Source organism: Zwartia hollandica (assembly GCF_019923725.1).
GTDB lineage: Bacteria > Pseudomonadota > Gammaproteobacteria > Burkholderiales > Burkholderiaceae_B > Zwartia > Zwartia hollandica.
On sequence record NZ_JAHXRI010000006.1, the window covers coordinates 154,868 to 180,695 of the forward strand.

The following is a 25,828-nucleotide window of genomic DNA, read 5'->3' on the forward strand; positions in this document are numbered from 1 at the left end:
CATGCCAGAGCTAAACGTTGTCTTACTCACAGGGATTTCTGGCTCAGGCAAATCCGTTGCCTTACGCCTACTCGAGGACGCCGGCTACACCTGTGTCGACAATCTGCCGGTCCGTTTTTTACATGAATTTATTGGTTCGATGCGAGGCGATCCGACCGGCAGAGTTGCCATTTCCATTGATGTACGTTCGCCCGGCGAGCTCGATGAATTACCCGACATCATCACGGCACTCTCTGCGATGGGGACACAACTGCGCGTTGTCTTTCTCGATGCAGACGACCAGACTTTAATTCAACGCTATTCTGAATCACGCCGACGCCACCCCCTGTCAGATCGCCTCGCACGCAAAGGGGTAGCCGCCTCGCTCGAGCAGTGCATCGCCCAAGAACGGGATCAACTCGCGCCACTGCGCAATCTTGGGCATGTGATCGACACCTCCGGCCTGACTCCTGGTCAGTTGCGCACTTGGATTCGTGACCTCGTCCAAGCAGATCGTAAACCGCTGCTACTGACCTTTGAGTCCTTCGCCTTCAAGAAGGGCGTACCCAGTGATGCTGACATGGTTTTTGATGTGCGATGTCTACCCAACCCGCACTACGACCCGTTGTTACGACCACTTACGGGTAAAGACCAGCCGGTCGCTGACTGGTTGGGCGGGTTTGATGATGTGGCCCAAATGGCAACCGATATCGAAGCCTTCATTCGTAAGTGGCTGCCACGCTATACCGAGGACACACGCAGCTACCTCACGGTTGCGATCGGCTGTACCGGTGGCAAACATCGGTCGGTATACCTGGTTGAAACGCTCGGTAAGCGCTTCGCCGATCACGGTCCGGTTCTCGTGCGTCATCGCGATCAGCCGACACTATCCTAATGGCACCAGTAGGCTCGCACCTTGGCCGCTTACTTGTCATTGCGCTTGTCTGCGCGCTACTTGCAGCATGTTCAGGAGGCGGTCGCCGTGGCGGCGCCTATTACATGGACGATGGCCCCGAGGCCAATCCCCCCGCAAACTTAGATGCTGTTCCGGATGCCGTGCCGCGCATTGAACCCTTGGCACGTGGCCCAAACAATCCTTATAGCGTCTTTGGTCAGCGCTACGTGCCGGACACATCGGGGCGGCCTTATCGCGCGCAAGGCCCTGCCTCTTGGTACGGCAAAAAATATCACGGCAAGCCCACGTCTAACGGTGAACGCTACGATATGTACGGCATGACGGCAGCCCACCCCACATTGCCTATCCCGAGCTATGTGCGCGTCACGCGCGTGGCGACCGGCAAAACAGTAGTGCTGCGTGTTAACGACCGCGGGCCTTTCCTTGGCGGACGTGTGATTGACTTGTCGTATGTCGCGGCCCATAAGCTTGGCGTGCTCTCGCCCGGAAGCGCTGACGTAATCGTCGAACGGATCATGCCAGAGCAAATTGCCAATGGCACAGCGCTGGCACCAGCAACCCAAACAGCGCAAAGCTTGGCGCCCGCCACGCCCGGGGTCGCCGCACTCCCACTCGCTGCGGTTCCACCTAGTAGCGCCACACCGGCAGCCGCAGGGTCGGTTTATTTGCAGCTTGGTGCCTTTAGCGATCCGGCGCGCGCGCAGCCGCTCAAGTACCTACTCAGGCAGGCATTTCTGTAAATGTCGAGTTGGGTGCGGGAAATCTACACCGTGTTCGCGTGGGTCCCTTCGCCAGCACAGAGGCTGCCGTGCAAGCCGCCGCACCACTTGAAAGCGCACTCGGTGTCGCACCGCGGGTAACGGGGCCTTAACCCCGCGCGCGCGCGGTTAACTGCCTTTGCGTGCCAAGGCTCGCGCGTACAAGGTGTCGCGGGACTGACCTGTCGCTTTGGCCGCCACACGTGCGGCATCACGTACCGACAACACCTCAAGTAAGGCGTCCAGCCAAGCATCAACTCCCGCATCAGCTTGCTCGGCAGCCTCAAGGTCAGGCTCAGTTTGAGCAGGGTGAATGATGACGACGTACTCACCTTGCTCACGATGAGAATCTGCGTCCAACCATTGCTGCGCGTCCGCTAACGTCACACACGCAACCTCTTCAAAACGTTTAGTCAATTCTCGGGCAAGACTCACTTGACGCAGGGGGCCCAGCACCACCAGCAAGTCTTTCAAACTTGCAGCAATACGATGAGGGGCTTCATAAAATACCGTTGCGCAAGCAAACTGCGTCCAGTGACGAAACCAACGCTGACGCGCCATAGACTTAGTGGGGGCAAAGCCGGCAAATACAAAGCCAGGCGAGGCGTCTGTTGTTACGCCGGTCGCCATCAACGCGGTAATCACCGCACTCGCTCCAGGTAAGGGGATCACGCGCATACCAGCTTCACGTACTGTCTGGACCACGAGCCCACCTGGATCGCTCACAGCCGGCGATCCTGCATCTGAGACCAAGGCAACGCGTTGCCCTGACTCAAGTCGACGAACGATATCCAGTGCCGCCCCGGCTTCGTTATGCCGATGTGCCGCCATGGTGGGAGTGGTCAGCCCCCAGGCGTCGAGCAAGGTGCGCGTAGCCCGCGTATCTTCGGCCGCAATCACATCGACCAACGCAAGCGCATGCCAGGCACGCAAGGAGAGATCCGCCAAATTACCAATAGGCGTTGCCACCACGTACAAACAATGGGTGGGCCACTGTTGCGCGTCGACTTTTTGGCCAAGGCGGTGCCAAGCGTCTGGAAGCTCTTGCGGTAGGACATTTTCTGTCATGGCGAGGCTGTTAAGGTCTGAATTCTGGCAGTGTAGTCGCGTTACTCCACCTCGTCACGGCACCTGCTCCCCCATGTATAAAACAACCTCACCCTCTATGGACCATGCAGCCCTTTTCTCACTAGCAGAGCTCGCACAACAAAAAGCAGTCCAGCGCCGAAAAAAAGCTCTCGCCTCCCTCCACGGGCGACTGAGTCGCAAGCAAGCGGGCGCCGAGAAGCGCCCTCCACCAAACCGCTCGCCTCGGCAGCGCCAAGGAGACCTCTATGAGACGCGTGCACTGGAATATCTTCAAGGTGCCGGGTGCGTGCTGCTCGAACGCCAGTTGTGCTGCCCCGCAGGTGAACTCGATCTCGTCGTGCGCGACGGCTCAACGCTCGTATTTGTCGAAGTAAGACAACGGGCCTCCAATGCCTATGGCGGTGCCTCTGCGAGTGTGACGCCGGCCAAACAACGTCGCATCCGACTTGCGGCGCGCTATTTTTTCTCAAGGTTGGTTCAACAACACTTTAAGGGGGCGACCCCCTATTGCCGGTTTGACTTACTCGCTTTCGAGCCACCCGGGTTGACTTGGCACCGCGATGCCTTTCGCTTGACGCTAGATAAATGAGATAATTCAAGCTCTGGAGCCGAACAATTGCCATGAATCTTGCCTCGACAATCGCCGCACACTTCAACGACCATGTCCTTGCTACGCAAGACAGCGCAGAAACTCTTTCTTCGCCGCTTGTGCGCGCCATCGAGTTATGTTTTGGCTGCGTCACAAACAGCGGGAAAATATTAGCCTGCGGTAACGGCGGCTCAGCTGCCGATGCGCAGCACTTTATTGCCGAGCTGGTTGGTCGCTTTGAACGCGAACGACTTCCACTCGCTGGCATTGCGCTCAATACTGACACGTCGATCCTCACTGCGGTCGGCAACGACTATGGCTACGCCCAAATTTTTTCGCGCCAAATCAGCGCCCTAGGGCAGCCCGGCGATGTGCTTGTCGCAATCTCCACAAGTGGCAACTCAGAAAACGTCAAGCAAGCGATTCAGGCCGCACACGAACGTGAGATGCGCGTCATTGCGCTCAGTGGGAAAGGCGGCGGCGCAATGAACGCTTTGCTCAGCGCCGACGACATCCATCTTTGTGTGCCACACGACCGCACAATGCGCATTCAAGAAATACACATTTTGCTGCTGCACATGCTGTGCGACGGCATTGATACGCTTCTACTCGGAGATCCCGCATGACTAACGCAGCCCGTTATATTCGTCCCATTTTGCTTTGCGTTGCACTCGGAGCCTCATCGAGCATGCTGCAAGGCTGTATCCCCTTGCTCATCGGCGGCGCTGCTGCGACGACCGGCCTCGTAGCAGTCGATCGCCGATCTGTCGCGCAACAAACAGACGACAAAACAATCGAATTGAAGATCGGTGGCGAGCTGCGCAACGCCTTCGGCGACAGCATCCGCCCAACAATCACAGTCTATGACGGCGTTGTGCTGCTCACCGGCGACACAATCGGTAACGATGTGAAGGCCAAGGCAGGCGAAATTGCACGCAAGACCAAGGGGGTTAAATCCGTATCAGACCAAATTACCGTCACCAAAGAAGCCGCTTCCGCAGGCGTCGTGGGTAACGATATTTGGATTACTTCAAAGGTGATGGCCACTCTTGCCACGACCAAAGACATCCCCTCACGCACAATCACGGTCACCACCGACCGTGGCATCGTGTACTTGATGGGTCTGGTGACCCAAAGTGAAGGCGATATGGCAGCTGCCACGACCGCCCAAATTGGTGGCGTCAAACGGGTAGACAAGCTTTTTCAAATCATCACCCCTGCCGAAGCAAACCGCTTAGATACCGCCAACCGTCTGATGGGTGGGCGTCTGGGTGACTCGGCGCAGCCTGCTGCACCGGTCACGACCCCCGGCGCGGGCGCTGCACCCGCGCAGGGTGGTGTACAGGTTATGCCAATTCAATGAAAAAACTCCTAGCGCTCGCGCTGCTAGCGGCGCTCGGGGGTATCGGGGCGTGGTTCTTTGCCGCACCCGCGCCCAAGGCGCCTGAGGTAACGTTTTCTACCTTGTCGGGCAAACAGCTCTCACTCTCAGAGCTGCGCGGAAAGGTTGTGCTGGTCAAGTTCTGGGCAACTAATTGCGTAAGCTGCGTGGCGCAAATGCCGGACAACATCGAGAACTACAACAAGTACCGTGAACAAGGCTTCGAGCTCGTGGCTGTTGCGATGCAATACGACCCTGCCAACTACGTGATTAATTTTGCGGAAACACGCAAGCTACCGTTTCCTGTTGCGCTAGACACTGTTGGTAAAGCAGCCAAAGCCTTTGGTGATGTGAAGCTTACGCCAACTGCCTTCCTGATCGATAAAAACGGTCAAATCATCAAGCGCTATCTCGGGCTGTACGACAAGCAAGAGTTTCGTCGTACGCTCGAAAAAGCTTTGGCCGGCTAGCCCCCATCAGGTCGTTCTTGGCTCTACAATCCGGTTCCAATAATTTGTTCCGATCCACAACCACTTGCCTGCCGAACGCCCATGACCAGCCAGACACAAACCACTTCCATGCCTCCAGAAGTATTCGCCGAGGTTTTGTCCGAAAGTCTGCCTTACATCAAACGATTCCACGGCAAGACGATCGTCATTAAATACGGTGGTAACGCGATGACCGAAGAGGTCTTGCAGCGCAGCTTCGCGCACGACGTCGTGTTGCTGAAATTAATTGGCCTGAACCCCATCGTGGTACACGGCGGCGGCCCCCAGATTGATGAAGCGCTGCGCCGCATTGGCAAGCAAGGTACGTTTGTTCAAGGTATGCGCGTGACAGACGCAGACACCATGGAAGTCGTGGAATGGGTGCTTGGCGGACAAGTGCAGCAAGATATTGTGCTCATGATCAATGAAGCAGGTGGTAAAGCAGTCGGCCTCACAGGCAAAGACGGCTGTTTGATCCAGGCAAGCAAAAAGCTCATGCCTAACAAGGATGATCCGTCCAAGCCGCTAGACATCGGCTTCGTGGGCGATATCGACCGCGTAGAACCCGCCGTTGTGAAAGCCTTGCAAGATGACCAGTTCATCCCGGTGATTTCGCCTATTGGTTACGGAGTAGACGGCCTTGCCTATAACATCAATGCGGACGTCGTCGCAGGTAAGATGGCCGAGGTGCTTGGCGCTGAAAAACTACTCATGATGACCAATACTCCTGGCGTGCTCGATAAGGATGGCAAACTGCTGCGTCAGTTGTCGGCCAAAACGATCGATGCGCTGTTCGCCGATGGAACAATCTCAGGCGGAATGCTGCCAAAGATCTCCTCGGCACTGGATGCCGCGCGTAATGGCGTGAAGTCCGTACACATCGTCGACGGTCGCGTGCCCCACTGCCTGTTACTCGAAGTGTTAACAGATCGTGGTGTTGGCACAATGATCTCGTCGCAGTAATGCGCGCGTGACGCCTAAAAGACTGCCACTGCATCCACGGATACGTGTGCGTCGTGCACGCGTACATCTTACGGAAGGCTCTGCTGCCTCACGCAACAAGGACCTAGTCTGGTTCTTTGATCTGGACAACACACTCCACGACACGTCACACAAGATTTTCCGCGAGATCAACCTCGGCATGACAGCCGCGGTAATGGAGGCACTCTCGATCGATGAGCAAGAAGCGAGTCTGCTTCGGACCCAGTACTGGCGCAAATATGGCGCCACCCTAATCGGTTTAGTTCGGCACCATGCCGTGGACGCACATGCGTTTTTGCACCGCAGCCACGACTTCGACGTCGCGCCGCTAGTTCGGGCCGAATCGGGTCTCGCCAGCAAGCTGCGTCGCCTGCCCGGGCGCAAGGTGCTGGTGACCAATGCACCGTTGCACTACGCTCGCGCAGTGCTAAAGCACCTAAAAATTCTGCAGTGTTTCGATGGGCTGTGGGCCGTCGAACAAATGCGCTTACACGGTCATTTCAGGCCAAAACCGTCAAGCGCTATGATGCGCCACATCTTGGCACACGAAGGCGTCTCTCCTCGCAGAGCGGTTCTCGTCGAAGACACTGTCGAGAACCTACGTGGTGCAAGGCGAGCCGGTCTGCGCACCGTGCATGTCTACCACCCCGGAACACCATTTGGTCTCAGCAAAAGCGGTCGCCCAAATTTTGTCGACTTGCGGGTAAACTGCGTATCAGACCTCCTGCTTCAAAAGCGGCCGTTGCGGGCGTAGCACACACCCCTTCGCAGCTTACGCCTCACCTTTAATCCCTCCTTGATGGGCCGAACGCGATGTCAGTCAAAACCGGCGAACGTAAACATCAGATTCTGCAAATGCTTGCAGAAATGCTTGAGCAGCCTCGTGCAGCTCGAATCACAACGGCTGCGCTTGCTGCGCGAATGCAATTGTCTGAGGCAGCGCTTTACCGTCACTTCGCAAGTAAAGCCCAAATGTTTGAGGGCTTATTCGAGTTCATCGAATCAACGATTTTCACGCTCGTTAGTCAAATCGTGGCGGCAGAGCCCAATGGCGTGGAACAGGCGCGCAAAATCGCCACAATGTTGCTCACCTTTGCACAACGCAACCGCGGCATGACGCGCGTCTTGACTGGAGACGCCCTCGTGACTGAGGACGAGCGCCTTCAAGCACGCGCTAGTCAAATTACTGATCGCATCGATGCCTCTTTCAAGCAATCACTGCGCCATGCCATCACTAGCGGAACACTTGATCCCTCGATTGAAGTCACCGCCTTAGCGGCTGCGCTGACTCAGTTTGTGATTGGCAGCTGGTTGCGCTTTGCACAGAGCGCATGGCAAACGACTCCCACGTTGCACATGGAGACACAACTCAAGCTGATCCTGGGTGCGGCTACGAACGATCGCTAAGCCAAGTTAGATCAGGCGTGAGGTCTCAACGCGCAAACGATACAACCGGGATCGCGCTTAACTTTTACGCTATGCCACTGCATGTCGAGTGCGTCCAGTATCAATAGACGACCTTTTAAGGTCGTCCCTATTCCAGCGATGATTTTTAATGCCTCTGCGGCCTGCATGCTGCCGATGATGCCGACGAGCGGGGCAAAAACGCCCGTGGTCGCACAGTTAAGCGCCTCCACATCGTCCGCCTCGGGAAATAAGCAGTGATAACAAGGCGCGTGCGGATCGCGTGGATCAAACACACTGACCTGCCCTTCAAAACGAATACCAGCTCCAGAGACCAACGGTTTTGTGTGCCTGATGCAAGCGCGGTTGACCGCATGACGCGTTGCAAAATTGTCAGTGCAGTCTAATACTACGTCGACTTGTGAGATCTCTTGATCGAGGGAATGCGGGTCCATCCGCGTCGTTCGAATCTCTACCTTCAGTTCTGGATTCAGCGCCAGCATTGTCTCGCGTCCAGACTCTGCCTTGAGCTGCCCGAGGCGACTCGTATTGTGCATAATCTGCCGCTGCAGATTACTAATCTCAACGACATCATTATCGGCCAACACAATCGTGCCCACGCCAGCAGAGGCAAGGTACATCGCCGCAGGCGAACCCAACCCACCGGCTCCTACGATTAACACCCTCGCCGCCAAGAGCCTTTCTTGGCCTTCTATGCCCAACTCATCCAGCAAGATATGCCGGGCATACCTTAGCAGCTGGGCATCATTCATTTTTTACTCGACGATCCCTCGGCAGCGGCTCCCGCCTTTGCACTCTTGGGCGCAGGGACAGCTTTTTGAATCGGCTTACCATCTAGGAAGTTAACGGCCTGTTGCAACTGGAAGTCTTCTGGTGTGCCAAACTGAAACACCTTGTTTGTATCTGCGAGCGGTGTTTCGTCTTCCTTCGCTTTTGCCTGCTCTTCCGGAGTCTGACGGTTACTTAGATGGCGCTGCAGATCCGCTTCACGAGGCAATTTAAACAAGTCGCCCTCGGCCGTATCCGCTACAACGATATCTGGGCTGATGCCCTTGGCCTGAATCGAGCGGCCATTAGGTGTGAAGTAACGTGACGTCGTAAGTTTGATTGCAGTGGTGTCTGAGATCGGCAGAATGACCTGGACCGAACCTTTACCAAAGGTTCGGTTACCCATGATGGTGGCACGCTTGTGATCTTGCAAAGCACCCGCGACGATCTCTGACGCCGAGGCTGAACCGACGTTAACCAATACCACCATCGGCACCGTCTTCACCCACGCAGGTAGACCACGCAGGTAGTCAGGCTCGCCACGCGCATAATCGGACGGGTTAGACAAGTATTTTTGTTTGGCGTCTGGCGCGCGACCGTCTGTCGATACAACCAGCGTATCTGGCTTGAGAAAGGCCGCGGAGACACCAATTGCACCACTCAATAACCCACCCGGATCGTTGCGCAGATCGAGGATCAATGCACGCGGAGCACCCTTCGCCGCGAGCTCTTTCAAATGCCGCGCAAGGTCAGCGCCTGTCTTTTCCTGGAATTGAGCGATACGTACATAACCAATATTCCCGTCGAGCATCTTGCTTCGTACGCTACGCACACGAATCGTGTCGCGCACAATCTTGATGACTAGCGGTTGTGCTTGACCTTGGCGAATAATCGTCAGGGTGATCGGCGTTCTAACGGGACCACGCATCATCTTGACCGCGTCAGTCAAGCTTAAACCTTTAGTCGAGGTGTCATCAATTTTAGAAATTAAATCCCCGGCGCGAATCCCCGCGCGTGCGGCGGGCGTGTCCTCGATCGGCGAGATGACTTTTACCATTCCGTCTTCCGTACCCACCTCAATTCCTAAACCACCAAACTCGCCTTGCGTGGAGCTTTGCATTTCTTTGAAAGCGTCCGCGTCCAGGTAGGCAGAGTGCGGATCCAGATCGGACAGCATTCCAGAGATTGCGCCACTGATTAGTTTTTTATCGTCGACGGCTTCAACGTAATTATTTTTGATTGCCGAAAACACACTCGAGAATTGTCTCAACTCATCGAGCGGCAAGGGCGAACCGCGCTGCGCCACAGCACTGATGCCCAGGCTCAAGAGCACTCCGGCAACAATACCTGCGGAAACTAAACCCAAACTACGTAATTTGCGAGTGCCCATGCACATTCCTGAATTCAATGTCGTTAATGCGGAAACCTAGGCAACAATAAAAAACTAACGGGCCAGATAGGCTATCGGATCGACCGCGACGCCGCGGTGCCTGATTTCGAAGTATAGGGCCGAATCCACTTGCCCACCCGTACTTCCCGCCAGGGCAACCGTATCCCCAGCCCGAACCGCATCACCCACCTGTTTAAGCAAACTTTGGTTATAGGCATAGACGCTGAGATACTCTTGCCCATGGTCAACAATCAACAGGTTGCCAAACCCCCTGAGCCAGTTTGAGTACACCACGGTGCCATTCCCTACAACCTGCACTGCCGCACCAGAGTCGGCACGCACTAGAATCCCGCGCCAGACTCCACCCTCGGGGCGATCTGTTCCAAACCGCGCCATGATGGTTCCCCGGATCGGCCAGCGCACGCTCTTGGACAATCCCTTACCCGCAGCAAGGGATGCCGTATCCGAATCGGCTTGTGTGGTGCCCTCGGCCTGCGTCGTCTGCTCAGCTGCTTGTCGACGCTTATCGGCCTCGGCCACACGTCGCGCCTCTTCCGCCTCGCGCTGCGCCTTCTCTTTTCGAGCCAACTCGATCTTACGAGCCTCTAGCGCTCGACGCTCCGCCTCGGCTGCTGCCTGCTGGGCTGCCTTAAGCTGCCCCTCTAAGTCCGTAATCAAGCCGGACAGGCGCTTTTCGTCCTGACCAAGTCGTGCTGATTCTGTCCGCTGGGCTTGCATCTGCCCCTCGATACGGGCCAAAACCGTCGCGCGCTCCTTTTTTTGCGCTTCTAATGCATCCTTTTGCTGGGCGGTTTCGCTGACAAGACGCGCCACATCCTTTTGGCGAATATCCGCACGCGCTTCTAGCTGAGCCAAACGCTCAATATCCTGCTTGAGCGCCGTAACAGTGTCTGCGCGCGCCTTAGAGACGTAGTCAAGATAAGCCAGGTTACGCCCAAGCTCTTGAGGGTCATCGCCCGACAGTAACGCGGACCATGGAGACAATCCACTTGAATACTGCCGACGTAACTGGTCAGACAGCTCATCGCGACGTACGCTCAAAGTGCGCTGCTGACGAGTAATTTGACGTTGCAACTCGGTTAGTTCGCTTTGAGCCTTTTTTAGCTCGGCGGCGAGCTCAGCAATACGTCGAGAAGTCTGAGAAATCGCCGTCTCCGACACCTTAAGCGCATCCGCGGCTTCCTTGCGATCGGCCTCTCGGGCGTCCAACTCCTTTTGCACAGACTGAATCCGACCGCGCAAGTCTTCCCTCTGGCGCTGAGCCTGGCTTTGGCGGGCGGCAATGTCATCGGGATTGGCGAACGAAGTACCTGCGCCCCCGCAGAGGCTTAGGCCAAGACACACCGCAATCGCAAAACGCCGTTTGATCACGCTTTCTTAGCTTTCCCTTGGGCCGCCACCGCTGCCATGGCAGCCTCAATTTCAGCAGGGTCGCCGAGGTAGTAATGTCGAATGGGCCGTAATTCTTTGTCCAACTCATACACCAGCGGTTGACCGGTAGGGATGTTTAGGTGAACGATCTCGTCATCAGAGACATTATCTAGATGCTTGATCAATGCTCGCAAGCTGTTGCCATGGGCTGCAACCAGCACCCGACGGCCCGCTCGGATCGAAGGTGCGATTGTTTCATCCCAAAACGGCAGGACCCTCGCGACGGTGTCCTTCAGACATTCCGTCGCAGGCAGTTGCTCTGGAGTCAGCTTGGAGTAGCGTGGATCGAACCGGGGATGACGCTGGTCATCTAGGCCGATCGGATTGGGCGCAATTGCGTAGGCACGACGCCAGATGAGTACTTGCTCGTCGCCGTACTGAGCCGCCATCTCAGCCTTATTTAGCCCCTGCAAGTCTCCGTAGTGGCGTTCGTTCAGCCGCCAGTTGTTGTGAACCGGCAAATACATCGTATCCATGGCGTCTAACGCAATCCACAGGGTGCGAATCGCACGCTTGAGTACCGACGTAAAAGCCACATCGAAAACATAGCCTTTCGCCTTGAGCAACTCGCCCGCGCGGCGCGCCTGCTCTCGCCCTGCCTCGGTCAGATCGATGTCAGTCCATCCGGTGAATCGGTTTTCGAGGTTCCATTGGCTTTCGCCGTGACGCATCAAGACTAATTTATACATGGCAGACACAGGTTAAAGTGTAGTTAAAGCACCATTTTATAATTGTCTTTGTCTTTACAACCAGCCGACCCTTTTTTTGGGGCTATACCGCCTCTTTTGGACACACCGTGGATTTCTTTTCAGATCAAAACAACCTTCTCTTAATCGGCATTGCTCTTGGTTCCGGGCTGGCCTTAGCTTGGCCTATGATTCAGCGCAGCCGCGGCGGGGCGAGCGTAAGCAGCACCCAAGCTGTACAAATGATTAACCATCAAGGAGCCGTTTTACTCGACGTGCGCTCAATCGAGGCGTTTCACGGCGGTCATATCCCCCAAGCGCGCCACGCCCCCCTCCCCGACCTAGAGAAGAAAGCGGCTAGTCTGGCCAAAGACAAGCCCGTCATTCTCGTCTGCGAAATGGGGCGTAGCGCTGTCGGGGCGGCGACCAAATTACGGGCCTTAGGCTTTACGGCTGTCAGCATCCTGGACGGCGGCATCAAGGCCTGGACGACTGCTGGCCTCCCCCTCACCACCAAATAACGGAGTCACTCCATGAACAAAGTTGTCATGTACACCACTGGCTACTGCCCATATTGCTCACGTGCCGAGATGCTCCTGACTCAGCGTGGTGTGGCCGAAATTGAAAAGATCCGCATCGATGTCGATACCGAGCAGCGCGCCCTCATGATGGAGCGCACTGGCCGCCGGACCGTTCCCCAAATTTATATTGGCGACACGCATGTGGGTGGATTTGATGATCTATCCGCACTAGACCGCGACGGAAAACTATTACCTCTGCTCAACGGGTAAGCCTCTAACGCTCGCCCACTTTTTCTCTCCCCTGTCCCTGGATTCTTTATGTCTGACCAAAACGCTCAACCCGAAAACGCGCCCTCCTTTAATATGCAGCGCGTCTATCTCAAGGATCTTTCCCTCGAGATGCCCAATGCTCCAAATATTTTTCTGGAGCAAGATGCGCCAGAGGTCGAAGTCGCGATCAATGTAGGTGGCCAAGCCCTTGCCGAGACGGTTTTTGAGTCGGCTGTTACCGTCACGGTCACGACACGCATTAAAGACAAAGTGTTGTACTTGGTTGAAGCTACGCAAGCTGCAATTTTTGAAATCGCAAATATTCCCGCGGAACAACTTGATCCCATCATGGGCATCGTATGCCCCACGATGCTGTATCCCTACCTGCGTGCCAACGTGGCAGATGCCATCACACGCACATCTCTGCCGCCGCTGCATCTTGCTGAAGTGAACTTTCAAGCTCTGTTTGAACAACGCTTGGCACAGGCTGCTCAAGAGGCTGGCGCGGTAGACGCTGGCAAGGAGTCTGGCCTAATCCTACCTCCGGGCATGACCCGGCAGTAATGCAACAAAGTCTAGGCCTCCATGCCCGCAACTAACGCTCACAACGGCCCAGTTGCGGTGCTTGGCGCAGGTGCGTGGGGGACCGCGCTCGCAAATATCGCTTGTGACCATCGCGACACCCTACTGTGGGCGCGTAATAAAGAAGTTGCCAGCGAGATTCAAGCCAAACACACCAATCGGGGTTATCTACCCGATGTAGCGCTTCACGCATCCATGCAGGCAACAAGTGGGCTCAGCGCTGCGCTCGATTACGCGTGCGCAGGGACATCTCCCGGGCTGTTAATCCTTGCGGTCCCGCTGGCGGGCTTGCGCAGCCTATGCGAGCTGGTGTCCGAAGGACTTGCACATCGCACCGACCGAATCTCCGGAATCATTTGGACCTGCAAAGGGCTCGAGGCAAGTAGCGGCAAGCTACCCTCCCAAATCGCGCAAGAAGCACTAGGCGCGGACTTGAACATCCCATCGGGTGTTCTGTCAGGCCCCTCCTTTGCACGTGAGGTTGCACAAGGGTTGCCGGTGGCACTGACCGTCGCGAGTCAAAGCGCTGCTCTGCGCTCGAGCTGCATCAACGCCCTCCACGGCGGCGCAGTACGGGTTTACACAAGCGACGACGTGGTTGGCGTTGAAGTGGGCGGAGCCTTAAAGAACATCATGGCCATCGCCTGCGGCATCAGCGATGGCTTAGGGCTCGGCACAAATGCGCGTGCGGCGTTAATTACCAGAGGCCTCGCGGAAATGACGCGGTTTGGTGAAGCACTTGGTGCTCGCCCAGCAACGTTCTACGGGCTCACTGGCCTAGGGGATCTCGTACTAACCGCGACGGGAGAGCTATCACGTAATCGGTTGGTCGGCCTCGAGATCGGCCGTGGGCGCTCATTATCTGACATTCTTGCGGGTGGCCTGACTGCAGAAGGCGCACGCTGCGCGCAAGCTGTATTGCTGCGCGCCCAATCGTTAAAGGTAGACATGCCAATCACCCGAGCGGTATGTGAAGTTTTATTTCAAGGAATCTCCCCAATCGGCGCGGTCACTCGTTTGTTGGCCCGCGAAGCGACAACAGAGTAGCTACCATGCAAACACACAACACACGGCGCACAATAACCAACACGAGCTACATGGCTCGCATCTTCACAATAATCTGTGCGCTCATGACAAGCGCGTTTTCAAGTGTCACTTCCGCTCAGCAGGCTTGGCCGCTTGAACGCCCCATCCATCTGATCGTTCCGTTTCCAGCTGGTAGCTCACCCGATTTGCTGGCACGCCTCTTGGCGACGCCACTTTCCAAGGCACTCAATCAAAACATCATTGTCGAAAACAAGCCTGGTGCAGGAGGCAACATTGGTACGCGCTTAGCGGCGCGGGCAGCACCAGATGGCTACACACTGCTCTACACGATCAATGGGCCTCTTGTAACGGCCGCAACGCTCTACAAAAAAACGCTGGGCTACGATCCCTTTAAGGATCTCGCGCCGGTGACGCTAGTTGCAACGAGCCCTAACGTGCTCATCGTCAACGCCGCGTTTCCCGCCTCGACGCTCTCTGAGTTCGTGTCTTATGTCAAAACAATACCGGGCAAAGCGAACTACGGCTCTGTCGGTCCTGGTAGCGCCTCACACCTAGCGATGGAACTCTTCAAACATCGCGCTGAACTTGAGCTGACGCACATTCCGTACCCCGGCTTCCCTCAAGTCACGACTGCGATAATTGGTCAAGATATTCAAGCGGCCTTTATGGTTCCCGCCATTGCCATGGCACAAGTCAAGAGCGGCAAAGTCAAAGCGCTTGCTATTACAAGCCTAACTGAGGTTGCTGCACTACCTGGTCTGAAGCCTGTTGCAAACCAAGGATTTGCAGGGTTCGAAGCAATCTCTTGGAATGCCATTCTTGCGCCAAGCGGGACGCCTAACGCCATCACAGCGCGCCTACAAAAAGAACTTTCCTCAATTATTCAAAGCGACGAGATCAAGGAGAAGTTTGCGGCGCAATACTTTACGGCTGTTGGCTCCTCACCCCAAGAACTCACTCGCTTAATGCAACAAGAAACTGCACGTTGGGACGAAGTCATCGCGCGCTTAAAGCTGTCGCTAGATTAATTGCTCGGGGTATTGGTTCAATTCGCGCCCACGTACCCTTGCTGACGCCAAGCTTCATACACCAGCACTGCAACGGCATTGGATAAGTTCAAGCTACGCTGCGTCGGCAGCATGGGCAAGCGCAAACGCTGCTCTGCCGCGAACAATGCCATCTGTTGTGCAGACAAGCCTGCGGTTTCGCGACCGAATACAAAAACATCACCGGGTTGGTAGGTCACCTCACCGGCATGGCGCGTGCCTTTTGTTGTAATCGCAAAAACGCGGTCGCAAGGCGTGCCAATCGTCGCAAGCGCTTGCTCTAGGCTTTCGTGTTGAGCGATCGGTTGCCAGTCATGGTAATCGAGGCCTGCGCGCCTAAGCTTCGCGTCATCCACCGTAAACCCCAGGGGCTTGACCAGATGCAAACGTGCACCGGTATTCGCGCATAGTCGAATGACATTGCCCGTATTTGGCGGAATTTCAGGCTGAACGAGGATCACATGAAACATGTTCGTTATTGTGCCAGAGCCTGGGTGACTCGTCAGGCGCGACTAAATTAGAGGAGTCTTTGCACCAACAAGCCCAACAACGCCGCGCACGCCCGCCTGTCGCAACGCATACGCCGCAGCCTCAAGTGTGCTTCCTGTCGTGGTGACATCGTCTACCAGACCCACCCAAACATCAGGGAGCGTTAGATCGCAGACATAAAGATCACAAACGCTTCGCCTACGTGCAACACGACCAAGTGATTTTTGACTATTGCCACTGCGCGTGCGCGTAAGCCATAAGCGCCGCACCGGAAGGCGCATCCACCGCGAAAGCTCTACGGCGATCTCGCAGGCGGGATTAAACCCGCGTCGCTGTGCAGCAAGAATGTCGGACGGAATCGGGACAAGTGCCGCGAGGCTTGGCAACGGCGGTTGAGCCGAACGCATCGTGCTCCAGAGCAGTCGTGCAAACAGTCCCGCATGATTCAATTGCCCACCCTCTTTAAACGCGCGCATCAGTTGATCCGCTGGCGAGGTGTAATGGGTCGCCGCAACAACCGCAATACCACTAGGCAATTGACTCAAACTTCTCTCACACCGCACCGTCACCTCGCAAGGTAGACATAAGTCGCCTGCTCGCGCGGACCAGCCACATAGCGGACATGTCCCACTTAAGCAACGCCGAAAGCTCTCTCGAATAGAGTACATTTTGATACCTCCAGCAGCCATTGTCCGAGCACGCTGGTCGATTGTGTGAAACCATGACTTCCCTGTCTACGCCGAACCGACTACCCATTGACGCCAAACACGTTGCTCTGCAATTCGCTCGGCGCGGTGATCTATCCAATGCTCAGTTTTTATACGCAGAGATCGCTAAGAGGATGGATCAAAGGCTTAAGCTGATTCGTCTGCAGCCACGCGAAATCCTGGATGCTGGCTGCGGGGCAGGCCAACAGCTAAGTCTGTTGCACACACGCTACCCCAGCGCCCACTATCACGGGCTTGATCACTGCACAGCATTACTCAACCAAGCCCAACAGCGTGCAAGACAACAATGGCCACGGCGCCCACCGAGCTGGCTGCTCAAACTGCTGGCGCGTAAGGCGTCAGCTCAGTGGAGTCGAGCGGATCTTGCCCAAACAAATCTGCCGCCCGAGTCATTTGACTTTGTCTGGTCTAACTTGAGCTTGCACTGGCATCCGGCCCCTCATGATGTACTTCAAGAATGGGGCCGCCTCTTGCGCCCAAACGGTCTGGTATTTTTCTCGTGCTTTGGTCCCGCAACGCTGAAGGAGTTACGGGCTGCCCTGCAAGTCGCGAACCTGCATACGCGCACGCCGGAATTTGTGGACATGCATGACTTTGGCGATTTGCTGGTCGAAAAGGGATTTTCAGACCCGGTCATGGATCAAGAAGTGTTGACCTTGACCTACGAAACGCCAGAAAAACTACTCGCTGATGTCAAAGCACTTGGCGGTAACGCAGCAATAGGAAGGCGCCCAGGCTTGGTAAGCAAGGAGTGGCGTACCCGCCTTCTCGCTGCACTAGAAGCGCAACGACAAGCAGACGGCCGTCTTCACTTAACGATCGAGGTGGCTTACGGCCATGCTTGGCGTAGTGCCTTGCGACGCACGCCCAGCGGTGAAACCCGCATCAGCGTGAGCGCGATTGGACGCAAATCAGCCAAAGAATGACTGATACGCTTTAATGCTCATATACGTTGCGAGACCGAACAGCAGGAACGCAAAAATACGTTTAAGTGTTTTGACGGGTAACTTGTGAGCCGCTTTGGCGCCAATCGGTGCCAGTAAGATACTGACCGAACCCAATACCAAGAGCGCTGGCCAGTAAATGTAGCCAATCATTTCTGGTGGCAAACCCTCTTTGCCCCAACCAGACCAAATATACCCAATTGTGTTGGCAAAGGCGATCGGAAAACCTAACGCCGCCGAAGTCCCAACGGCCTGATGCAAAGGGACATTACACCAGAGCAAGAACGGCACAGAGATAAACCCGCCACCTGCTCCTACTAAACCAGAGACAAAGCCAATCGTTCCACCAGCAGCGCTGGACCCGGCAGGACCAGGCATCTGTCTGGCCGCTTTTGGTTTTTTGTCACGCAACATCTGTAGCGCGGAATAACCAACAAAGATTGCAAAAAAGAGCGCTAACCAACCCGTCTTAAGTGCTGCAAAAATTGCACCGCCCGAAATCAAGCCGCCAATCAGAATGCCTGGCGTAAGGGCGATCACGAGATCCCATCGAACCGCGCCTTTACTATTGTGCGCACGAACGCTCGACACAGAAGTAAACAGAATTGAAGCCATCGAGGTGGCGATCGCTGTGTGTACGATGAGCTCAGGCGAAAGCTTTTGCCAAGTCAACAGCAGCGTTAAGAAGGGAACCAACAACATCCCGCCCCCGATTCCCAACAATCCAGCAGCAAAGCCCGTGACACAGCCTAGAATGACAAGTGCGACAATAAATAGTGGATCCATGACGGTGATCGTTGCCTCGACGCTATAAAAGTGGCTCAGTATACTGATAGGATCTTTATTGTGCCGGCCACGATTGTGCCAACTTCCTCTCCTAACGAATACTCAGCATGAACTCTCTCGATACCGAAGTCTTGCAACACGCATTGGAATGGCTTCGCGAAGGCCATCCCGTTCATCTCGCGACCGTAGTCCAAACATGGGGTTCGGCGCCCCGTCAAGCGGGCGCGATGTTGGCCGTTCGGAAAGACGGGCGCGTTGTGGGCTCTGTTTCTGGCGGCTGCATTGAAGACGACCTCATCGCACGTGCCCAAGGCGGACAACTGCCGTCAAAGCCTGAGTGGGCACGTTATGGTGTGTCCCAAGAAGAAGCCGCGCGTTTTGGTCTGCCTTGCGGTGGCACGTTACGTCTCGTCATTGAACCACTCAAGCTCGGTGACTGGATCGACCGCGTTGTCGAAGTCACGCAAGCTCAACAACTCGTTGGGCGCTGGCTTGACTTGGCAACAGGCGTATCGACCTTAACCGACGCTCGCCCCGGACAACTGACTGAAGTTAAGGAAGAAGGCTGTCATTTCGTGTACGGCCCGCACTGGCGCCTGTTGATTATTGGCGCAAATCAAACCGCTCAGGCCTTGGCAAAAATCGCAACCATGCTGGAATTTCAGGTGATTGTCTGCGATCCGCGCGAGGAATTTACTGCAGATTGGGATATGCCGGGTGTATCCCTGCAAACCGGCATGCCGGATGACGCCGTATTGGAAATACAAACCGATGCGCGTACTGCAATCGTTGCCATCACTCACGACCCAAAGCTCGACGACATGGCATTACTCGAAGCACTTAAATCCAAGGCATTTTATGTCGGTGCACTTGGCTCATCGCGTAACCAAACCAAACGTCGTCAACGCTTATTGGATTTTGACTTAACCGAGGATGATATCGCTCGCCTACATGGTCCAGTCGGCCTGCAGATTGGTAGCCGCACGCCTGCAGAAATCGCGGTTGCTGTAGGCGCGCAGCTCGTTCAGGTTAGGCGCAAGCTCGAGGATGAGCGGGTCGCTGGACTGACCCATCCACCCAAAACAACCTAGCTGAGTTCAAACGATCAGTGCGGACGCTTACCCGCCACGTTTGCGCGACTCAATCCCCAGCTGCTTAAGCTTGCGATAGAGGTGGGTTCTTTCCAGACCAGTTTTGTCTGATACCCGAGTCATGCTGTGGTTTTCGCGAGCGAGGTGATATTCGAAATACACCCGCTCAAATGCATCCCGCGCCTCGCGCAAAGGCAACTCTAAGGAGATGTCTCCCAGCAAGCTTGGATCAAGAGGCGCTGCGACAACAGCAGCGGCAGCAGCAACTGCCTCCGCCGGCTCTTGCATCGCCGTCACAGGCGCAGCCGTTGTGGGCACAACCGGCACGAACGCGCCACTCGCGGACTTCACCACAGGCAGGCGGCCGCGCGCAAGACCAGTAGAGATAGTCTTGAGCAAGCGCTGCAATGTGATGGGCTTTTCTAAGAAATCAATCGCACCAATGCGAGTGGCCTCAACCGCAGTATCAATCGTTGCGTGGCCACTCATCATGATGACAGGCATATCGAGCAGACCCTGTGAACCCCACTCTTTGAGCAGCGTCACACCATCCGTGTCCGGCATCCAGATATCCAGCAATACCAGATCGGGTCGCATGCGAAGCCGTGCCGCACGCGCTTGCGCCGCGTTCTCAGCAAGCTCAATCGTATGCCCCTCGTCGTAGAGGATTTCGGAAAGCAACTCGCGAATTCCGACTTCATCGTCGACAACTAAAATTCTTGCCATATATCTCTTATCACCTGTTGCACACGTGCATTATCGTCATCTTACGACTTTCCGTCCACCGCTGACGCGATCTGGGTCAATAAAATTGAAACCCGCGCCCCGCCTTCCTTGCGATTCGAAATATCAATGCGCCCCTGATGCTCCTCAACGATCTTACGCACAATCGCCAGCCCGAGGCCTGTGCCTTGGGCTTTCGTAGTGACATAGGGCTCGAAAGCCCGCTGTAAGATTTGTGCGCTAAACCCAGGGCCGTTGTCGGAAACCGTCAGACGAATGCCAGACTGCTCCAAGCCTTCGCTGGGCGCTGATTCCACCCGCTGCGTCGTCACCTCAATGACTCCTGACTCGGGTTGATCCACCAACGCATCGCGCGCATTCGCCAACAAATTATGTACAACTTGCCTCAATTGTGTTGGGTCGCCCACCACCCAGGGCAAATCCGGCTCAAGCGATACGCTGAGGTGCCACGCATGATGAGCATCCCGAACCATCCCTTCGATTGGGTCCCAGCCATATAAGCCCAACACCTCATCGACCAGCGCATTGAAATCCAAGCTCACCATCACCACCGCCGGCTTGCGCGCGTATTCTTTAAAATCGTCGACCATGTGCTTCAGGGAGCTGACCTGATTGACGATCGTATTCGTGGCGCGCGCCAAAAGTTGGGCGTCTGCGGGCTCTAGTTTATGAGCGAGCTTCATTGCCAATCGCTCGGCCGACAGCTGTATGGGTGTCAACGGATTCTTGATCTCATGCGCGAGGCGGCGTGCAACCTCAGCCCAGGCAACGCTGCGACTTGCAGAGATGACCTCGCTAATGTCATCAAACACAACCATGTACCCATTATTACTGCCGTCCACACGCAGTTGCGTCCCGCGTGCGAGCAAGGTCAAGGTGTAGGATTCGGTGGCGATCCTCGCATCCTCCAGGGTGATCTCAAATTGTTCCTGCCAATGCGAACGCTCTGACCCGACGGCAGAGTGCTCAGCAAACGCTTGTCTAATTCTTCGCGCAAAATCAAGCATGCCTTCAATCGTTTCAAGCGGCCGTCCAGGTGCTGAGCGCAGATCCACCTTAAGAATCATTTGAGCGCCGTGGTTGAATGTCGTCAACCGGAACTGCTCGTCAAAAACTAGCACGCCTGCTGACAGGTTAGACAGCACACTTTCCAAGTAGACATTCGAACGTTCAAGCTGCATGCGATTACTTTCAACCATGCGCCGCGCCTCACCCAACTGTCGAGTCATGGCGTTAAAGGACCGCGTTAACTGTCCGACCTCGTCTTTAGAGGGCGGCTCAGGAAGTGCCCGAAAATCTCCGACGCTGACAGCCTGAGTGCCCGAGGCCAAAGCAAGTAGCGGGCTCACCAGCTTTTTTGATAGGTATAACGCGATCGCGATCGCAGCAAAAACGGCTAATAGCAGGGCCAATGTCAGCGTGACGCCAAAGAGGTTACGCAAACTCTCACGCGACAGCGCAAGCTCTTGATAATCGCGGTTACCTTTCTGCACTTCGCTGGCGTTGCGTGCGATGATTTCAGATACGGGCTGCATCAATTGCAACCACCGGGTTTCCCCTGCGACACCGAGCGCAGCATCGACACGCTCGGGGGCTGCCAGCGGCACGATCACACGCAACTGCAGGCCGGTCTGAGACAGCGCCGCCCCAAGGTCATCACTATCGGCTGCTGAGTAACCGCGTGATACGCGTAACTGATTCATCACGCTCTGGGGTGGCAACGTCGGTGTTAACGACCCGAGTTTATCGGTGGAAAATGCAATAAGTCGCCCCGCGCCGCTGAATACTAGGGCATCGATTGCTGTATTGGTTTCCCGCAAACGAGTTAAGGTGGTTGCAATGTCAGAATCTGGCGTATTGTTCAAAGCAGGGGCCATCGCACGGGCACGCGCTTCAAGCTCTGCTAACTGAGAGCTCAGCGCAGATCGGGCGAGCGCCAGTCCAGACTCGAGCGCCGTATCCACGCGCACATTAAACCAAGACTCAATAGAGCGAGCCATAAACTGAATAGACACGCCATAAATTAACGCGCCAGGCAAGACTCCGATTAAGGCAAAGGCCAAAGCAAAGCGTGCCGTGAGGCGAGCACCAAACTGTCCGCGCCTGAGTTGTGCGACAAGACGGATGGTCAACGCCACAACCCAAATAAACAAGGCCAACGCGAGAGCCCCGTTTAACCAGAGCAATAAGTCTTGAAAACGTGCAACCAACGAGGCATTGCCCGTTGACCAAGCCAAGAGCGCAAACAAACCAAATGCACTAAATATGCCAACGACAAGAGCGATGCGCAAAAACGTATTCATTTTGCAGGTCCCGCTGGCCTAATCGAAAAATCAAACGGCGCCCAAGGACTTGCCATGGACCAGGCGCCCCGATTTCGCGCGTCAAGCTGTAAGGGACGCGCCATCTGACTCGTATCCAGCCGAACACGCACCCTGCCTTCGTACCTGACATCAGGCTCGAAGCGATCGACCGGGGAAATGGGCCAGCCTCGCACTTGTTTAATCACCTGCAGTGCATCCTCCTGCGTCGCAACAGGCAAAAACAAATCCCCTGTTGCTACACGCCATTGCTGCGTCAAGTTGTTGTAAATCAAGCGCCGGCTCAACGTAGCCTGCACGAGAACTTTATCAAACCACCACCAGCGCGGAGCGCTGATTTGCACATCGTAGGTGAAGTACAGCGGGACACCGTGCTCCGCCGCCTCTAGGACGCTGCGACTAAGATCGAGCGCGACATCAAGGTCCATCGTCAGCTGGCCATCTTGCGGTAAGGGCTCGATGCGCGCCACCCGGGCTTCCGAAGCTCGAGCAACGTTCATGTTCACGCTCACGCAGGCAACGCACAGGAGCCACACCGCCCACAGGCGCCAACCAAGCATCCAAGGTGTTGTGCGTACTGTCATCTCTTATTAAGCCTGCATCCGGCGAGTAAACAATGCATAGAAGAACCCATCGTGACCAGCGGGATGCTCTGCATCCGGTCGGGATGGCAATAGCTGCCCGGGCGCGGGCAACCGTTGCGCCTGCACATGCCGCTTAGAGAATGATTCTGCCTGCATTTCGCCCTCTTGGGGGAATATCGAACAAGTTGCCAGCAATAATTTTCCTCCGGGCGCAACCATGCTCCAGAGAGAGTCAAGGATTTCGCGCTGTAATTTAACGGTTTGCTGCACGTCACTTTCGCGCCGGAGCCAGCGAATATCAGGGTGACGACTGACGATGCCCGAAGCGGTACATGGCAAATCAGCTAAAACGACATCAAACGGCTTGCCATCCCACCAAAGGTGCGCGCGTGTCGCACTTTCTGCAACCAATCTGACTTTGGGGCTCAACAGCCGAAGCCGCTCTAGATTCTGCTCTACTCGCGCCATCCGCGCTGGATCGACATCGAGCGCTGTCAACTCAACATCGGCCAACTCAAGCAAATGTGCGGTCTTGCCTCCAGGTGCGGCGCAAGCATCAAGCACTCGCATCCCATCACGCACCTCTAGCAAAGGAGCAGCCAGCTGAGCGCCGGCATCTTGCACAGACCACCACCCCTGAGCATAGCCAGGCAATGTCGTCACAGGACGAGGCACATCCAGGACAATACCGGCCTCACCAAAGGCCGTTGAGCCGATTTGTTCATGGGCGAACGCTTGTATGACCGCCTCTCGCGAAGTCGCCCGAACATTCACCCTTAGCGTCAATGGCGGATGCGCATTGGCCGCGTCTAACAAGCGCTCCCACTGTTCGGGATAGGCTTTGCGTAAAGCGTCAATCCACCAGCGCGCATGATTGAAGCGCACCTCTGGTGCGTCAGCCGTATCAGCCAGGACTGCCTGACGCTCGCGCTGAAAGCGACGCAACACAGCATTCACCAATCCCTTGAAAGAGGCGGTGGAACGCTGCAGCTGAGTTGCCTCAACCGCCTGATCAACCAAAGCATGCGCGGTATAAACCGGAGTGCCTGCCGCGGGAGTTTGTTCCCCAGCTCGTACTGAAGTTTCAAGTAGCAGCAGGCTCAAACCAACCAAGGCATTTAACGTAGCGTTTGGCGGTTCTCGTTCGACTAAGGTGTGGCGCAACCCCATGGCCAGCCCCCAATTTCGCATGGCAAAAAAACTCAAGGCCTGCGCGGAAGGGCGCACGTTGGAAGGTAGCTCGGCGAGCGCCTCTGTGAGCGATTGGCCGGACTCGACACCAGCGATTGCACTGGCTGCGGCCAGTAAGGAATGAGACAAAGCAGGAGCGGCGGTATTCATACTTGGATTGTAGGGGCTTAAGGCGCCACTGAGGGGGTGCTTCGCAAGGTAAAATCCTTCTCTCTCTTATGCGGGCGTTAGTCCGTCAGGCGGCACATCATGTCATCCCCAAAAGTCGGTTTTGTCAGCCTTGGCTGTCCCAAGGCACTTGTAGACTCTGAGCGCATCCTCACACAGTTGCGCACCGAGGGCTATCAAATCGTGCCTGACTACGACAACGCGGACGTAGTAGTAGTCAACACCTGTGGCTTCATTGACAGCGCAAAAGCAGAGTCTCTCGAAGCGATTGGCGAGGCGATTGCGGAAAACGGACGCGTGATTGTCACGGGCTGCATGGGCGTCGAGGAGTCCGTGATCCGTGCCGCGCATCCAAGCGTACTAGCCGTTACCGGCCCCCAGCAGTACGAGCAGGTCGTTCGCGCAGTCCACGCGGCAGCCCCACCCAGCACCTCGCACGATCCTTTTACAGACTTGGTGCCGCCCCAGGGCATCAAACTCACTCCCCGTCACTATGCCTATCTGAAGATATCAGAAGGCTGTAACCATCGCTGCAGCTTTTGTATTATCCCGTCGATGCGTGGCGATCTGGTTAGCCGCCCCGTTGGGGATGTTCTCGATGAAGCCCAACGACTGGCAAAGGCAGGTGTTAAAGAGCTGCTGGTTATCTCTCAAGACACCAGCGCGTACGGCGTCGATGTGAAATACCGTAGCGGGTTCTGGAACGGCAGGCCTGTTAAAACTCGCATGACTGAATTGTGTGCGGCACTTTCCGAATTAGACATTTGGGTCAGACTCCACTACGTCTATCCTTACCCAAGTGTAGATGAGGTCATCCCGTTGATGGCGCAAGGCAAAATTCTCCCCTACCTAGACATTCCCTTCCAGCACGCCAGTCCCCGCATCCTGAAGGCAATGAAGCGTCCCGCTTTCGAAGACAAAACGCTCGCTCGCATTCACCGCTGGAGGGAAGAATGCCCAGACCTTACATTGCGCTCGACCTTCATTGTTGGCTTTCCAGGTGAAACCGAAAGTGACTTCCAATATCTACTCGACTGGATGTCAGAAGCGCAACTCGATCGCGTCGGCTGCTTTCAGTATTCACCGGTCCAAGGTGCAGCCGCCAATGCCTTGGAGGGTGCCGTACCTGACGAGATTAAACAAGAACGCTGGGATCGGTTTATGGCCCATCAGCAAACGATTTCGACTGCGCGACTCGCACGTAAAGTAGGCAAAGAAATTGAGGTCCTGATTGACGAAGTCGATGAAGACGGCGCCATCGGACGCTCTAGCGCAGATGCCCCCGAGATCGATGGCTGCGTGTATGTCGATAGTCAAGTAATACTCAAACCTGGCGACAAGGTGCGCGTGCGTGTGACGGACTCTGACGAATACGACCTGTGGGCTGAGCACCTTCAGTCTTAAGCCTTGATCA

General features: G+C 55.7%; 30 protein-coding genes. 18 read left to right on the forward strand and 12 right to left on the reverse strand.

What is annotated here, in order from left to right; all coding sequences use genetic code 11:
- Nucleotide 1 precedes the first annotated feature (1 nt).
- The 3 genes from rapZ to KZZ10_RS04000 are packed head-to-tail and all read left to right on the forward strand — an operon-like array spanning nucleotide 2 to nucleotide 1,766.
- Nucleotides 2–874 (forward strand): RNase adapter RapZ, encoded by an 873-nt coding sequence (rapZ, locus tag KZZ10_RS03990; RefSeq protein WP_259660214.1) that lies wholly within the window; start codon nucleotides 2–4, stop codon nucleotides 872–874.
- Entirely contained in the window at nucleotides 874–1,635 is a 762-nt protein-coding gene (locus KZZ10_RS03995) for a septal ring lytic transglycosylase RlpA family protein (RefSeq protein WP_259660215.1), read from the forward strand. The genes rapZ and KZZ10_RS03995 overlap by 1 nt, the downstream gene beginning before the upstream one ends.
- Before the next feature lie 8 nt (nucleotides 1,636–1,643).
- Entirely contained in the window at nucleotides 1,644–1,766 is a 123-nt protein-coding gene (locus KZZ10_RS04000) for an SPOR domain-containing protein (protein WP_259660216.1), read from the forward strand.
- Nucleotides 1,767–1,782: 16 nt separating this feature from the next.
- Here the strand turns inward: KZZ10_RS04000 and rsmI are convergent, their stop codons facing one another.
- Nucleotides 1,783–2,721: a 16S rRNA (cytidine(1402)-2'-O)-methyltransferase gene (gene rsmI / locus KZZ10_RS04005; protein WP_259660217.1), complete on the reverse strand. Its 939-nt coding sequence runs from the start codon at nucleotides 2,719–2,721 to the stop codon at nucleotides 1,783–1,785.
- A 97-nt stretch (nucleotides 2,722–2,818) separates the two neighbouring features.
- On the opposite strand from rsmI, the gene KZZ10_RS04010 reads away from it, so the two are divergent.
- The 7 genes from KZZ10_RS04010 (at nucleotide 2,819) to slmA (ending at nucleotide 7,588) form a co-directional block, all read left to right on the forward strand.
- Entirely contained in the window at nucleotides 2,819–3,331 is a 513-nt protein-coding gene (locus KZZ10_RS04010) for a YraN family protein (protein WP_259660218.1), read from the forward strand.
- A gap of 32 nt (nucleotides 3,332–3,363) precedes the next feature.
- Nucleotides 3,364–3,957 carry a phosphoheptose isomerase gene (locus KZZ10_RS04015; protein ID WP_259660219.1) on the forward strand — a complete coding sequence of 198 codons (594 nt, stop codon included), beginning with the start codon at nucleotides 3,364–3,366 and terminating at the stop codon, nucleotides 3,955–3,957.
- Nucleotides 3,954–4,694, forward strand: a complete 741-nt coding sequence (locus KZZ10_RS04020) for a BON domain-containing protein (RefSeq protein WP_259660220.1) — start codon at nucleotides 3,954–3,956, stop codon at nucleotides 4,692–4,694. Before KZZ10_RS04015 ends, KZZ10_RS04020 begins: the two co-directional genes overlap by 4 nt.
- Nucleotides 4,691–5,182, forward strand: coding sequence for a peroxiredoxin family protein (locus KZZ10_RS04025; RefSeq protein ID WP_259660221.1), 492 nt, complete (start codon nucleotides 4,691–4,693; stop codon nucleotides 5,180–5,182). Before KZZ10_RS04020 ends, KZZ10_RS04025 begins: the two co-directional genes overlap by 4 nt.
- Before the next feature lie 81 nt (nucleotides 5,183–5,263).
- Nucleotides 5,264–6,163, forward strand: a complete 900-nt coding sequence (gene argB, locus KZZ10_RS04030; protein WP_259660222.1) for an acetylglutamate kinase — start codon at nucleotides 5,264–5,266, stop codon at nucleotides 6,161–6,163.
- Between the two features lie 7 nt (nucleotides 6,164–6,170).
- On the forward strand, nucleotides 6,171–6,935 hold the full coding sequence (locus KZZ10_RS04035) for a pyrimidine 5'-nucleotidase (RefSeq protein WP_375372533.1): 765 nt from the start codon (nucleotides 6,171–6,173) through the stop codon (nucleotides 6,933–6,935).
- A gap of 59 nt (nucleotides 6,936–6,994) precedes the next feature.
- Nucleotides 6,995–7,588 (forward strand): nucleoid occlusion factor SlmA, encoded by a 594-nt coding sequence (gene slmA, locus KZZ10_RS04040; RefSeq protein ID WP_259660223.1) that lies wholly within the window; start codon nucleotides 6,995–6,997, stop codon nucleotides 7,586–7,588.
- A gap of 11 nt (nucleotides 7,589–7,599) precedes the next feature.
- Here the strand turns inward: slmA and KZZ10_RS04045 are convergent, their stop codons facing one another.
- Genes KZZ10_RS04045 through gpmA form a run of 4 tightly spaced genes read right to left on the reverse strand, consistent with a single transcriptional unit; the run spans nucleotide 7,600 to nucleotide 11,905 of the window.
- Complete coding sequence (locus KZZ10_RS04045) at nucleotides 7,600–8,358, reverse strand: HesA/MoeB/ThiF family protein (RefSeq protein ID WP_259660224.1); 759 nt, start codon at nucleotides 8,356–8,358, stop codon at nucleotides 7,600–7,602.
- Nucleotides 8,355–9,764: a S41 family peptidase gene (locus tag KZZ10_RS04050; RefSeq protein ID WP_259660225.1), complete on the reverse strand. Its 1,410-nt coding sequence runs from the start codon at nucleotides 9,762–9,764 to the stop codon at nucleotides 8,355–8,357. The genes KZZ10_RS04045 and KZZ10_RS04050 overlap by 4 nt, the downstream gene beginning before the upstream one ends.
- A gap of 54 nt (nucleotides 9,765–9,818) precedes the next feature.
- Nucleotides 9,819–11,156, reverse strand: a complete 1,338-nt coding sequence (locus tag KZZ10_RS04055; RefSeq protein WP_311133539.1) for a murein hydrolase activator EnvC family protein — start codon at nucleotides 11,154–11,156, stop codon at nucleotides 9,819–9,821.
- Nucleotides 11,153–11,905 (reverse strand): 2,3-diphosphoglycerate-dependent phosphoglycerate mutase, encoded by a 753-nt coding sequence (gpmA, locus tag KZZ10_RS04060; RefSeq protein WP_259660226.1) that lies wholly within the window; start codon nucleotides 11,903–11,905, stop codon nucleotides 11,153–11,155. The genes KZZ10_RS04055 and gpmA overlap by 4 nt, the downstream gene beginning before the upstream one ends.
- Nucleotides 11,906–12,012: 107 nt before the next feature.
- Between gpmA and KZZ10_RS04065 the strand changes: the two genes are divergently transcribed.
- The 5 genes from KZZ10_RS04065 (at nucleotide 12,013) to KZZ10_RS04085 (ending at nucleotide 15,350) form a co-directional block, all read left to right on the forward strand.
- Complete coding sequence (locus tag KZZ10_RS04065; RefSeq protein WP_259660227.1) at nucleotides 12,013–12,423, forward strand: rhodanese-like domain-containing protein; 411 nt, start codon at nucleotides 12,013–12,015, stop codon at nucleotides 12,421–12,423.
- A 12-nt stretch (nucleotides 12,424–12,435) separates the two neighbouring features.
- Nucleotides 12,436–12,693, forward strand: a complete 258-nt coding sequence (gene grxC / locus KZZ10_RS04070) for a glutaredoxin 3 (RefSeq protein WP_259660228.1) — start codon at nucleotides 12,436–12,438, stop codon at nucleotides 12,691–12,693.
- A gap of 48 nt (nucleotides 12,694–12,741) precedes the next feature.
- Nucleotides 12,742–13,257 carry a protein-export chaperone SecB gene (gene secB / locus KZZ10_RS04075; protein WP_259660229.1) on the forward strand — a complete coding sequence of 172 codons (516 nt, stop codon included), beginning with the start codon at nucleotides 12,742–12,744 and terminating at the stop codon, nucleotides 13,255–13,257.
- Between the two features lie 21 nt (nucleotides 13,258–13,278).
- The gene (locus KZZ10_RS04080) at nucleotides 13,279–14,322 is read left to right on the forward strand and encodes an NAD(P)H-dependent glycerol-3-phosphate dehydrogenase (protein WP_259660230.1); all 1,044 of its coding nucleotides are present in this window, start codon (nucleotides 13,279–13,281) and stop codon (nucleotides 14,320–14,322) included.
- 83 nt (nucleotides 14,323–14,405) lie between these two features.
- Nucleotides 14,406–15,350, forward strand: coding sequence for a Bug family tripartite tricarboxylate transporter substrate binding protein (locus tag KZZ10_RS04085; RefSeq protein ID WP_259660231.1), 945 nt, complete (start codon nucleotides 14,406–14,408; stop codon nucleotides 15,348–15,350).
- A 17-nt stretch (nucleotides 15,351–15,367) separates the two neighbouring features.
- On the opposite strand, the gene KZZ10_RS04090 is transcribed toward KZZ10_RS04085, so the two are convergent.
- Nucleotides 15,368–15,838: a tRNA (cytidine(34)-2'-O)-methyltransferase gene (locus tag KZZ10_RS04090; RefSeq protein ID WP_259660232.1), complete on the reverse strand. Its 471-nt coding sequence runs from the start codon at nucleotides 15,836–15,838 to the stop codon at nucleotides 15,368–15,370.
- A 42-nt stretch (nucleotides 15,839–15,880) separates the two neighbouring features.
- A complete protein-coding gene (locus KZZ10_RS04095) occupies nucleotides 15,881–16,402 on the reverse strand; it encodes a ComF family protein (protein WP_259660233.1) in 522 nt (173 codons plus the stop codon).
- Nucleotides 16,403–16,578: 176 nt separating this feature from the next.
- Between KZZ10_RS04095 and KZZ10_RS04100 the strand changes: the two genes are divergently transcribed.
- Entirely contained in the window at nucleotides 16,579–17,511 is a 933-nt protein-coding gene (locus KZZ10_RS04100) for a methyltransferase domain-containing protein (RefSeq protein WP_259660234.1), read from the forward strand.
- Here KZZ10_RS04100 and KZZ10_RS04105 read toward each other — a convergent pair.
- Nucleotides 17,497–18,315 carry a sulfite exporter TauE/SafE family protein gene (locus tag KZZ10_RS04105; protein WP_259660235.1) on the reverse strand — a complete coding sequence of 273 codons (819 nt, stop codon included), beginning with the start codon at nucleotides 18,313–18,315 and terminating at the stop codon, nucleotides 17,497–17,499. The genes KZZ10_RS04100 and KZZ10_RS04105 overlap by 15 nt on opposite strands.
- A gap of 107 nt (nucleotides 18,316–18,422) precedes the next feature.
- Between KZZ10_RS04105 and KZZ10_RS04110 the strand changes: the two genes are divergently transcribed.
- Nucleotides 18,423–19,406 carry an XdhC family protein gene (locus tag KZZ10_RS04110; RefSeq protein WP_259660236.1) on the forward strand — a complete coding sequence of 328 codons (984 nt, stop codon included), beginning with the start codon at nucleotides 18,423–18,425 and terminating at the stop codon, nucleotides 19,404–19,406.
- 27 nt (nucleotides 19,407–19,433) lie between these two features.
- On the opposite strand, the gene KZZ10_RS04115 is transcribed toward KZZ10_RS04110, so the two are convergent.
- Genes KZZ10_RS04115 through rsmB form a run of 4 tightly spaced genes read right to left on the reverse strand, consistent with a single transcriptional unit; the run spans nucleotide 19,434 to nucleotide 24,396 of the window.
- Complete coding sequence (locus tag KZZ10_RS04115; RefSeq protein WP_259660237.1) at nucleotides 19,434–20,132, reverse strand: response regulator; 699 nt, start codon at nucleotides 20,130–20,132, stop codon at nucleotides 19,434–19,436.
- Between the two features lie 41 nt (nucleotides 20,133–20,173).
- On the reverse strand, nucleotides 20,174–22,453 hold the full coding sequence (locus KZZ10_RS04120) for a sensor histidine kinase (protein ID WP_259660238.1): 2,280 nt from the start codon (nucleotides 22,451–22,453) through the stop codon (nucleotides 20,174–20,176).
- Nucleotides 22,450–23,055: a DUF4390 domain-containing protein gene (locus tag KZZ10_RS04125; protein ID WP_259660239.1), complete on the reverse strand. Its 606-nt coding sequence runs from the start codon at nucleotides 23,053–23,055 to the stop codon at nucleotides 22,450–22,452. The genes KZZ10_RS04120 and KZZ10_RS04125 overlap by 4 nt, the downstream gene beginning before the upstream one ends.
- 6 nt (nucleotides 23,056–23,061) lie before the next feature.
- Complete coding sequence (gene rsmB, locus KZZ10_RS04130; RefSeq protein ID WP_259660240.1) at nucleotides 23,062–24,396, reverse strand: 16S rRNA (cytosine(967)-C(5))-methyltransferase RsmB; 1,335 nt, start codon at nucleotides 24,394–24,396, stop codon at nucleotides 23,062–23,064.
- Between the two features lie 99 nt (nucleotides 24,397–24,495).
- Between rsmB and rimO the strand changes: the two genes are divergently transcribed.
- Entirely contained in the window at nucleotides 24,496–25,818 is a 1,323-nt protein-coding gene (gene rimO / locus KZZ10_RS04135) for a 30S ribosomal protein S12 methylthiotransferase RimO (protein WP_259660241.1), read from the forward strand.
- Nucleotides 25,819–25,828 lie beyond the last annotated feature (10 nt).